Source organism: Eudoraea sp. (genome assembly GCF_049665975.1).
Classification (GTDB): Bacteria; Bacteroidota; Bacteroidia; order Flavobacteriales; family Flavobacteriaceae; genus Eudoraea.
This window is the reverse complement of record NZ_JBATGR010000081.1, coordinates 1-11,055: the sequence shown is the minus strand read 5'-3', so window position 1 is coordinate 11,055 and position 11,055 is coordinate 1. Positions and strand designations below refer to the sequence as shown.

At 36.9% G+C, this 11,055-nt stretch carries 14 protein-coding genes; 13 read left to right on the top strand and 1 reads right to left on the bottom strand.

Annotated features, from left to right (window positions below; genetic code table 11):
• The coding region (locus WBN20_RS03530; RefSeq protein ID WP_424280718.1) for a sodium:solute symporter family transporter at positions 1 to 436 on the bottom strand (436 nt) is incomplete at its 3' end.
• A gap of 58 nt (positions 437 to 494) precedes the next feature.
• Here WBN20_RS03530 and recR point away from each other — a divergent pair.
• The 13 genes from recR to WBN20_RS03465 all read left to right on the top strand — a co-directional run.
• Positions 495 to 1,115 (top strand): recombination mediator RecR, encoded by a 621-nt coding sequence (gene recR, locus WBN20_RS03525; RefSeq protein WP_424280717.1) that lies wholly within the window; start codon positions 495 to 497, stop codon positions 1,113 to 1,115.
• Between the two features lie 89 nt (positions 1,116 to 1,204).
• Positions 1,205 to 2,560, top strand: a complete 1,356-nt coding sequence (locus tag WBN20_RS03520; protein ID WP_424280716.1) for a dihydrolipoamide acetyltransferase family protein — start codon at positions 1,205 to 1,207, stop codon at positions 2,558 to 2,560.
• Positions 2,561 to 2,741: 181 nt separating this feature from the next.
• Positions 2,742 to 3,518, top strand: coding sequence for an exonuclease domain-containing protein (locus WBN20_RS03515; RefSeq protein ID WP_424271932.1), 777 nt, complete (start codon positions 2,742 to 2,744; stop codon positions 3,516 to 3,518).
• A 19-nt stretch (positions 3,519 to 3,537) separates the two neighbouring features.
• Positions 3,538 to 4,149 (top strand): fumarylacetoacetate hydrolase family protein, encoded by a 612-nt coding sequence (locus tag WBN20_RS03510; RefSeq protein WP_424280714.1) that lies wholly within the window; start codon positions 3,538 to 3,540, stop codon positions 4,147 to 4,149.
• Positions 4,150 to 4,488: an Hpt domain-containing protein gene (locus WBN20_RS03505; protein ID WP_424280713.1), complete on the top strand. Its 339-nt coding sequence runs from the start codon at positions 4,150 to 4,152 to the stop codon at positions 4,486 to 4,488.
• Positions 4,488 to 5,735: a competence/damage-inducible protein A gene (locus WBN20_RS03500; RefSeq protein WP_424280712.1), complete on the top strand. Its 1,248-nt coding sequence runs from the start codon at positions 4,488 to 4,490 to the stop codon at positions 5,733 to 5,735. The genes WBN20_RS03505 and WBN20_RS03500 overlap by 1 nt, the downstream gene beginning before the upstream one ends.
• 73 nt (positions 5,736 to 5,808) lie before the next feature.
• Complete coding sequence (rpmB, locus tag WBN20_RS03495; RefSeq protein WP_299163917.1) at positions 5,809 to 6,045, top strand: 50S ribosomal protein L28; 237 nt, start codon at positions 5,809 to 5,811, stop codon at positions 6,043 to 6,045.
• Between the two features lie 21 nt (positions 6,046 to 6,066).
• Complete coding sequence (rpmG, locus tag WBN20_RS03490; protein WP_424271928.1) at positions 6,067 to 6,249, top strand: 50S ribosomal protein L33; 183 nt, start codon at positions 6,067 to 6,069, stop codon at positions 6,247 to 6,249.
• 6 nt (positions 6,250 to 6,255) lie between these two features.
• Entirely contained in the window at positions 6,256 to 6,408 is a 153-nt protein-coding gene (locus WBN20_RS03485; RefSeq protein WP_299163915.1) for a DUF4295 domain-containing protein, read from the top strand.
• 91 nt (positions 6,409 to 6,499) lie between these two features.
• The gene (gene ftsY / locus WBN20_RS03480; RefSeq protein ID WP_424280711.1) at positions 6,500 to 7,462 is read left to right on the top strand and encodes a signal recognition particle-docking protein FtsY; all 963 of its coding nucleotides are present in this window, start codon (positions 6,500 to 6,502) and stop codon (positions 7,460 to 7,462) included.
• Entirely contained in the window at positions 7,459 to 8,316 is an 858-nt protein-coding gene (locus tag WBN20_RS03475; RefSeq protein WP_424280710.1) for a DUF2911 domain-containing protein, read from the top strand. The genes ftsY and WBN20_RS03475 overlap by 4 nt, the downstream gene beginning before the upstream one ends.
• 2 nt (positions 8,317 to 8,318) lie before the next feature.
• Positions 8,319 to 9,980 (top strand): amidase family protein, encoded by a 1,662-nt coding sequence (locus WBN20_RS03470; protein ID WP_424280709.1) that lies wholly within the window; start codon positions 8,319 to 8,321, stop codon positions 9,978 to 9,980.
• Between the two features lie 79 nt (positions 9,981 to 10,059).
• Positions 10,060 to 11,055: DUF481 domain-containing protein (locus WBN20_RS03465; RefSeq protein ID WP_424280708.1), on the top strand; the 996-nt coding region annotated here is incomplete at its 3' end.

Below are 11,055 nucleotides of genomic sequence, written 5' to 3'. Positions count from 1 at the left end.
CAAACTGTTGTAGCACTATGGCTACCAAAAATAGCCGGAAAGAGGCTCCTAACACCCGGGAAATAAAGAAAGACAAAGCACCTACTTTATAACTGACAATACCAAAGCGCTCTTTGAGGTACTCATAAATTGAGATAACATTCAAGCGGTAATAGATAGGCATCAGTATAAAAGCGACAACAAAATATCCTACCAGATACCCGAAAACAACCTGCATATAGCTAAACTGGGAACTTTCTACCCAGCCGGGAACGGATATAAAAGTGACGCCAGATAATGAAGCACCAATCATACCAAAAGCTACCAAATACCAAGGCGACTGTTTTCCTGCTTTAAAAAAATCAGCATTGGAATCGTTTTTTCCGGTGAAATAAGAGATAAGCAATAGCAAGAAGAAATAACCGCCAATAAGAAGCAGAATATGCGATGCTGTCATAAAAATAAATTACTGGCGCAAAGTACAAAAACTTAAAACATTATGTAATTTTGTCATTATGGAATTTTCATCTAAACTCTTAGAAAATGCGGTTTACCATATGTCTCAGTTACCGGGAATTGGAAAACGTACTGCTTTGCGGTTAGTACTTCACCTTTTCAACCAACCAGGGGAACAGACGTCAGATTTATCTGGTTCACTTTTAACGCTTAGAGAGGAAATTAAATTTTGTTCAAATTGCCATAATATATCAGATGTTGCTCTATGTCAAATCTGTGCAAACCCTAAAAGGGTGCAAGATATGGTTTGTGTAGTTGAGGATATTAGAGATGTAATGGCTATTGAAAACACTGGTCAATACCTAGGGTTATATCATGTGCTTGGAGGTAAAATATCTCCGATGGAAGGTGTTGGCCCACAGGATTTAACCATTTCTTCTTTGATCTCCAAAGTAAGTCAAAATCAGATAAAGGAACTGATTTTTGCCCTGAGCTCTACCATGGAAGGCGATACTACTAACTTTTATATATATAAACAATTAAAGCCTTTTAATATAAAAATCTCTACCATTGCCAGAGGTATTTCGGTGGGTGATGAATTGGAATATGCAGATGAAGTAACATTGGGAAGAAGCATTCTTAACAGAATTCCATTTGAAGGGTCTTTGAAGGCTACATGAAGATAATTCATGCAATAAATTTAAATATAGGGACGTTTTTTTAGTATTTTTGCAAAAAATTTATTCAAAAAAGCACTTTAAATAGTAATATGGCAAAATTTGAATTGAAATTGCCGCAAATGGGTGAAAGTGTTGCAGAAGCAACCTTAACTGCTTGGTTAAAGGATGTTGGCGATACAATAGAAATGGATGAGGCGGTTTTTGAAATTGCGACAGATAAAGTAGACTCTGAAGTGCCCAGCGAAGTTGAGGGTGTTTTGACGGAGAAACTTTTTAATATAGACGACATCATAAAAGTTGGACAGACAGTGGCTGTTATAGAGCTGGAAGGAGAATCAGATCCTATTGGGGTCACCCAAGCAGACCAAAAAGAAGAATTGACTGAAATTTTTCCAGAGTCAGTATCCGTCTTAGAAGAAAATGTGACCCATGTTCAGGAAGCTGTTGGCAGCACTGTTCAAGGTTTGGCTGATACCACCCGCTTTTATTCTCCCCTTGTTAAAAATATTGCCAGGGAGGAAGGTATAATAGCAGCAGAATTAGATAGTATAGAGGGTACAGGTAAAGAAGGCAGGGTTACCAAAAATGATATTCTGGACTATATAAAAAATCGGAAGCCTGAAATTACTCCGGGTGAAAAACCAGTTGTAGCGCCGGTTAAGGCTCCTGAGCCTTTGCAGCAACAAGCGGCTGTTAGTACAGAGCCACATCAGGTTACAAGGGTACAGTCAAGTGGTGAAGATGAGATTATTCCAATGACAAGGATGGGTAAACTTATTGCCCATCATATGATAGAGAGTATCTCTACTTCGGCTCACGTTCAAAGTTTTATTGAAGTAGACGTTACCAAAGTGGTTGCCTGGAGGAATAAGGTTAAGGATGTATTCCTGAAAAATGAAGGAGAAAAGTTAACATTTACCCCTATTTTTATGGAGGCTGTGGCAAAGGCCTTGAAGAAATACCCAATGGTTAACATTTCAGTCGATGGAGAAACAGTGATAAAGAAAAAGAATATTAATATTGGAATGGCTGCTGCATTGCCCGATGGTAATCTTATTGTACCTGTAATTAAAAATGCGGATCAGCTAAATTTGGTTGGAATGGCCAAAGTAGTCAATGATCTGGCCAGCAGGGCAAGAAATAATGCACTTAAACCAGATGAGGTAAAAGACGGCACCTATACCGTCACAAACGTAGGGTCTTTTGGAAGTGTTTTTGGGACACCAATTATTAACCAACCTCAGGTGGCAATATTGGCCCTGGGAGCCATTCGAAAAATGCCGGCTGTCATAGAAACAGCGGAGGGCGACTTTATAGGTATCCGTAGTAAAATGTTTCTTTCTCATAGTTATGATCATCGTATTGTAAATGGGGCCCTTGGCGGGATGTTCGTTAAAACCGTTGCAGACTACCTTGAAGCATGGGATGTAGATAGGGAGATTTAGTCTTTTTTTGGAAGTTACCGAATGTGATATATGTAGACTTTCATTTCAATAATGTTATCTTAAATACTTTTAGATGATATGTTAATTGGACTGCCTTTGTTCAAAATCTCTTAAAAGATATGTTTTTAAGTCCTGTTTAACTTTATTTTAAAAATTATCTTTGCTTAAATATCCCACTATTATGGAACTAAAACTCAGCAAACCAATCTGTTTTTTTGATTTGGAAACCACGGGCACCAATGTCGCCAAAGACCGGATTGTCGAAATTTCTATTCTGAAAGTATATCCTAATGGTAATAAAGAAAGCAAAACCTGGCTAGTTAATCCTGAAATGACCATTCCTGATGAGGTAGTCGCTATTCATGGTATTTCTAATGAAAAAGTGGCCAGCGAGCCTACTTTTAAGGAATTGTCCAGAGAAATTTTCAACATAATAAAAGATTGTGACCTGGCCGGTTTTAATTCAGATCGCTTTGATATTCCTTTGCTGGCGGAAGAAATGCTTCGATCAGAAATTGATTTCGATCTAAAAAACATGTTATCTGTAGATGTTCAAACCATTTTTCATAAGATGGAAAAACGAACCCTGGAGGCAGCATATAAATTTTATTGCGATAAAGACCTTAATAATGCTCATAGTGCTGAAGCAGATACCATGGCAACTTACGAAGTCCTTCTATCTCAGTTAGATCGTTATCCAGACCTTGAAAACAACATAAAGAAGCTGTCTGATTTTTCAAGACGGAAACAGTCTGTAGATTTTGCAGGTTTTATTGTTTTGGATGAAAATGGGGAAGAAGTATTTTCATTTGGGAAACATAAGGGTAAAAAAGTACTGGAAGTATTGGACCAGGAACCAGGTTATTTTGGATGGATCCTGAATGCGGATTTTCCTCTGTATACAAAAAAGGTACTTACTCAGATAAAACTAAGTCAGCTGAATAATAAATTAAACTAAAATAAATAGGAATTTGTAGATGAAAATCATTTGTATTGGTCGTAATTATGTGGATCATATAAAGGAACTGGCCAATGAAAGGCCCAAAGATCCGGTGGTATTTATCAAGCCCGATTCTGCAGTTCTTCCGAAGGAACAAGATTTTTATATCCCGGAGTTCTCCAATGAAATCCATTACGAAATAGAAGTTTTGGTAAAAATTAAAAAAGTTGGAAAACATATAAATGAGAAATTTGCCCATACCTATTATGATGAGATTGGGCTGGGTATAGATTTTACAGCAAGGGATCTACAATCCAGGTTAAAAGAAAAAGGTCTTCCCTGGGAGATTTCTAAAGGTTTTGATGGCTCGGCTGTAATTGGAAAATGGGTAGATAAGAAGAATTTTCGAGACTTGAACGATATGAATTTTTCCCTTTCCAAAAATGGGACTATTGTCCAAAAGGGGAATACAGCTTTAATGCTTTGGAATATAGATTCACTAATTTCATATGTATCTAAATTCTTTATGTTAAAGAAGGGAGATATAATTTTTACCGGAACTCCCGCTGGTGTTGGTAAAATAAGTGCAAATGATTACCTTTCAGCTAAGCTTGAAGGTGAAGAATTACTTACCGTAAAAATTAAATAAATGATATACAGTTTGGATAAAATAAATGAGATGGCTGAAGGGGATGAGGATTTCATAAACTCTGTTATTTCTGTATTCCTTGAGGAAGTTCCCCAGGATCTTGAAGATCTTGAGAAGGCAATTGAAAATGGTGATTACGAAAACGTCTATAAACTGGCACATAAAATAAAACCGAATGTGGATTTATTAGGCATGGAACAAAGCAGAATAATTGCCCTTGATATTGAAACATTAGGTAAAAATCCAGAAAACAAGGAAGAAATTGAGAATAAGTTTCCGCTATTAAAGAAAGATATTCATCAGGTAATTACGGAACTTAAAAAAGACTTTAATTTCTGATGTTTGCCGAAATTATTACCATTGGCGATGAAATTCTAATTGGCCAAATAGTAGATACAAACTCTGCCTATATAGCCAGTAAATTAAACAAGATTGGAGTTTCGGTATTCCAGATAACTTCTGTTCAGGACGATAGATCTCATATACTAAAGGCTTTGTCAGATGCTGAAAAGCGAGCAGAAATCATCATCATTACAGGTGGTTTAGGGCCAACCAAGGATGATATAACAAAACATACGATTTGTGAGTTTTTAGATGATCAGCTGATTGAAAACAAGCAGGTATTGACTCACATTGAAGAGTTGTTTAAGAATTATATTTCAACTCCTATCTCCAATATTAATAGGCAACAGTCTTTCGTGCCCTCTAAAGCTAAAGTATTACACAATGCCTATGGCACAGCCCCGGGGATGTGGATCGCAACAGATAGAGCCACTTTTATTTCACTTCCGGGAGTTCCTTTTGAGATGAAAAATCTTATAAATAATGAAGTTATCCCAAAGATTGTGGAAACTTTTGATCGTCCACATATTTACCATAAGACGATTATGACCTATGGCCTGGGTGAAAGCGCCATTGCAGAAAGAATAGAGGATTGGGCGGAAAATTTACCTTCTTTTGTTAAGCTGGCTTACCTCCCCAATTTAGGTAAAGTTCGGTTGCGATTAACGGCAAAAGGAGCAGACAAGGATGTTATAGAAGATGCGGTCAAAGAAGAATCGGCAAAATTGTATTCCATAATCGGGGATATCATATATGGGGAAGAAGAGGATGGGTCTATAGAATCAGGAGTTGCCAAATTGCTTACTTCAAAGAAAATGACCCTGGCCACAGCTGAAAGTTTTACCGGAGGCAAAATAGCAGAACAAATTACCGCTATTCCAGGTGCCTCGGCTTATTTTTTAGGGAGTGTGGTAAGTTATGCTACCCAGGTTAAAATAAATGTTCTTAAGGTTCCTGAGGAATTGATAAAAAAGAATTCTGTAGTAAGTGCAGAAGTTGCAAGAGCAATGGCTGTTAATGTCAGGGAATTATTTAAAGCAGACTTTGCAATGGCAACAACCGGTAATGCGGGCCCTACAAAAGGTGATTCTGATGCTGAAATAGGGACTGTCTATATCGCAATTGCTACTCCAAATGATGTATTGGTTGAAAAATTTACAATGGGAAATCACCGCACTAGAATCGTTCAAAAAGCAGTACATAAGGCTTTCCAGATGCTGCAAAAAGAAATTTTAAAATTCTAGAAGAGAATTTTGTCCATCACACAAAAATGAATTAAATTTGCACCCTGTTTAAAATCAAGTAAAAAGTAGCGTAATGTCAAAAGTTTGTGAACTTACCGGAAAGAGAGCTATGTTTGGGAATAATGTATCCTTCTCTATCAATAAAACAAGGAGGAGATTTAATGTAAATCTTTCCAAGAAACGTTTTTATATTCCGGAGGAAGATAGATGGATTACTTTAAAAGTTTCTACCAGGGCTCTTAAATCGATAAACAAAAAGGGCATTTCAGCTGTTTTAAAGGAAGCTAGAGCAAAAGGATTGATTAAATAATCCTTCAATATATAGATTACGATGGCAAAAAAAGGAAACAGAGTTCAGGTAATATTAGAGTGCACAGAGCATAAAAACTCTGGTATGCCGGGAACATCAAGATATATTACAACCAAGAACAAGAAGAATAGCCCTGATAGGTTAGAGGTTAAAAAATTTAATCCTATTCTCAAGAAAATGACTGTTCATAAAGAGATAAAATAAGAAAGCATGGCAAAGAAGACCGTAGCGAGTTTACAATCCAGTTCTAAAAGACTTACCAAAGCTATAAAAATGGTAAAATCACCTAAAACAGGTGCATATACTTTTGTAGAATCTGTTATGCCACCAGAAATGGTGAACGAATGGTTGAATAAGAAGTAACAAACTGACTAAAATTTAGTTCTGAGCCGCTTTCTGTTGAGAGCGGCTTTTTTAATTTCATATATTTGCCTATTGACTTTTTTGAGGTAACATGAGTTTATTTAAAAAAATATTTACATCCCAGAAAAAAGAAACCTTAGACAAAGGATTAGAGAAAACTAAAACCAGTTTTTTATCCAAATTAGGCAAGGCTGTGGCAGGTAAGTCCAAAGTAGACGATGACGTTTTGGACAATCTGGAAGAAGTTTTGGTGACCTCTGATGTTGGGGTAAATACGACGCTAAAGATAATTGAACGTATTGAAGCAAGGGTTTCCAGAGATAAATATGTGGGTACCGATGAACTGAACGGAATTCTTCGGGAAGAAATTGCAGGTCTACTATCAGAAACTCATGTGGGTGAAGAGGAAGAATTCAGTGTGCCTAAGAACAAAAAACCATATGTTATTATGGTTGTTGGCGTTAATGGGGTAGGTAAAACCACCACCATAGGAAAACTGGCCTATCAGTTTAAAAAACAAGGACTTCAAGTTGTAATAGGAGCAGCTGATACTTTCAGGGCCGCCGCTATAGATCAGTTACAGGTTTGGGCAGATCGTGTAAATGTTCCATTAGTGAAACAGAAAATGGGCAGTGACCCAGCCTCCGTTGCATTTGATACATTGAGTTCGGCCGTTACCCAGGGTGCAGATGTTGTTTTGATTGATACCGCTGGCAGATTGCATAATAAAGTCAATTTAATGAATGAACTTGGCAAGGTAAAGCGTGTTATGCAAAAAGTGATTGATGAAGCACCTCATGAAGTACTATTGGTCCTCGACGGATCCACTGGTCAAAATGCATTTGAACAGGCCAAAGAATTTACAAAGGCTACAGAGGTAAGCTCGTTAGCCGTTACAAAATTAGACGGAACGGCCAAAGGGGGAGTAGTAATTGGCATTTCTGATCAGTTTCAGATTCCGGTTAAATATATTGGTGTAGGGGAAGGAATAGAGGATCTTCAGGTATTCAATAAATTTGAATTTGTGGATTCATTCTTTAATATAGCCCATTGAAAGTTTTAAACCTCATACTTTTTACTTTCTTTTCAACAGTAATTGTGGCACAAATTGAGGCTCCTAAAGCCAGTCCGTTTTCGAAGGTTGAACAGGATGTCGGACTTACTAAAATCACCATTTCTTATTCCAGACCCGGGGCTAAGGGCAGAAAAGTACTGGGAGGTCTTGTCCCTTATGGGCGAATTTGGCGTGTTGGCGCAAATGAGTCTACCAAATTTACATCAGATGACGATTTGACTATTATGGGGAATTATTTGCCCAAGGGCACATATGCCCTTTATGCATTTCCAAATAAAGATTATTGGGACGTAGTTTTTCACAAAAATTTGGGACATTGGGGAGATGGAAGAAAAGATTATGATCCGGAAGAAGATGCTTTCAGGATTCGGATAAAACCACAAGAAATTCCTAATTATCAGGAAAACTTTCTGATTACTTTTGATAAAATTGACCATAACTCCATAAATATGCTTTGGATTTGGGAACAAACACTAATAAAAATCCCAATTTCAGTAGATACGGATACAAAAATGAGACAGGAAATTGCACTCAAAATAGAAGAAAATCCTACCGCTCAAACTTATTATGAAGCGGCACGCTATCTTCAGGAACAGGGAGAATCATATCCGGAGGCTTTGTCTTATCTAAATAAGGCCATTGATTTAGGAGGGGATACGTATTATTTTTACAGGGTTAAATCTTTGGTTGAAGCAGCTTTGAAAGATTATGGTAGTGCCATTATTTCAGCACAAAAATCATTGGAATTAGCACAAAAAGAAGATAAAGATGAATTTGTTCGCATGAATGAACAAAACATCTACGATTGGCGAAATAAACAGGTCAAGAATTAACGATGAATAAACTAATTTATCTTTTTGGACTTTTATTAATCATTTCATGTAAGGAATCTAAGGAAATTGATTACTCTTCAGTTGTGCTTTGGGAGCCCTATAATGACTCCTCTGAAGCGGCTGCGAACCAGGAGCATGAAAAATCGCGAATGCGTTTCAAACTGATACAGTCCAGGGTGTCAGACAAAAATGAGAGTTTCCGGCCATTGTATCACGAAGTGGTTAAAATGCCGGAAAGCGAATATGAACAATTAAAACCCTATATTCTTGAACAGGATATACCCACAATACAAGGGCACATTAAAGAGGGAAGATTGACATATGAAAATTTGGTTCGGTTTTTTCTTTATAGAATTTATCATTTTGAGCTTGATAGCAGCACTACACTACATACTATTATCGCATTAAACGTAAATGTGGTAGAAGAAGCCAGGGAACTCGATAATTTAATTTCAGAAGACCGTCATCCAATTTTTGGTATGCCTATTCTCCTTAAAGACAATATTGGTGCTGCCGGGATGAATACAACAGCAGGATCAATTGCACTGAAAGATAATGAAACCGAAGACGCCTTTATTGTCGAACAATTAAAGAAAAACAAAGCTTTGATACTAGGCAAAGTTAATCTTAGTGAATGGGCATATTATATGTGTAATGGCTGTCCATTGGGTTATAGTGCTATAGGTGGCCAAACATTAAACCCTTATGGGAGAGGTCTTTATGAAACAGGGGGTTCCAGTTCAGGAAGTGGTACTTCAATGGCCGCAAATTATGCAATTGGCGCGGTTGGCACAGAAACATCCGGATCTATTCTCTCTCCATCGAGTCAAAATTCGGTAGTGGGTTTAAAACCAACTATAGGGCTTTTAAGCAGAACAGGAATTGTACCAATTTCAAGTACGCTCGATACTCCCGGGCCAATGACAAGGAATGTTGTGGATAATGCCATTTTATTATCGGCAATGACGGGTAAGGATAAGGATGATAAAAAATCTGTGGGAACTAACGAAGATTATCTAAATGCGGTTCTCAATGCAGGGACTTTAAAGGGAAAGCGGTTAGGGGTATTTAAAGATCTGCTGGAAACTGATTCTATTTATAAGAATACGGTAAACAGACTTGGAAAACTGGGCGCCATAATATTTGAGTTTACTGAACCGGAGGTATCCATGGATGGGTTTCTAACGCTTCTCAACATTGATATGAAAAATGATCTTCCTGAATATCTCAACGCCAACGTACAAAATAAAAAAGAAATTCCTATGCGCACTCTTGAGGAGATTGTTAAATTTAATTTAGCTGATTCTTTGTTGCGTATTCCCTACGGGCAATCAATTTTTGATGGAATACTTAAAGATTCAACTTCATTGGAGGAATTGCAACTCATCAAAAATAGATTAGAGGAAAACGGACGATTATTTTTTGATACCCCTATGGATAAACACCAATTAGATGCCATTTTGTCTATAAATAATTACCATGCAGGCTATGCGGCAGTGGCCAAATATCCTGCATTAACTATTCCTATGGGATACAAGGAAACCGGGGAGCCGATAAGCCTTACATTTATTTCAAAACAATTTCAGGAGCCTAACTTACTTAAATTGGGACGCGCCTTTGAAACGGCCACAAATTTAAGAAAACCGCCAAAAGCATATAAATAGCTACAATAAATACTTATCTTTTCAAAAAAATATTAATGATGCTATCAAAATTTAATAAATGATATTCTAAAAGTAAAATTTGAATAAGACTACTTTACATATTGTTCTATTTTTAATGTTAATGATCTTTCCACAAATAAAGGGTCTTGCTCAAAAAACAGACACAATAGTTCATGTGAATGGAAATATATTAACAGGAGATTTCAAAAAGTTGGAGTATGCAGTGGTTACCTGGAAAATGGAGGGCATGGGAACCATAAGTTTGGAAGAACCCTTTATAAAAACCATTATTTCAGATAAGCAATTTGAAATAAAATTGAAAAATGGTGTGATTTATTATTCTTCTTTCACCGCTTCTGAGAATGGTCGTTCGACTTATATTATGGTGGATGGAAAAAAAAAATTAATAAACATTGATGATATTGTTGAAGTATATCCGATAAAAAGGAATTTATGGATGCGATTAAGCGGAAATATAAGTCTTGGCGCTAATTATCAAAAAAGTAGCGATGTATCTACACTAGCCCTATCTGGTAATTTGGATTACAGGAAGAAGAAAACGTATTTTCAGTTAACCTGGAATGTAAACCTGTCATATCAGGGAGATAGCGTAACTACCAATAACTCGGAAATTGATCTTTCGTGGCAAAGACTGTTCAAGAACAGATGGTCTACTTTAGTTGCAGTTGGTACAAGTCAGAATTTGCAATTGGGTATCAAACGAAGATATAATGTAAGTCTGGGAGGGGTTAAAGATATTACGTACAACACCTGGAATAGATTGTATGTAGGCAGCGCTTTAAGTGGTATCAATGAAACTCCTTTTGATGATAATGACCCAACAACGGATCTTGCGGGACTCATTCGGGTGGGTTGGTCGGTTTATAAATTTACGAGCCCAAAAGTACAAGTAAATACCAATATCAGCTATATTCCATACATTACGGGTGATTCAAGGTCTAGAGTGAATGTTAACGTTAATCCAAGTATCAGTATTTGGAATGATAATTTTAAGGTTGGATTCACATTTTATTACAATTATGACAGTAACCCTCCTGAAGGGTCTATCACAAAT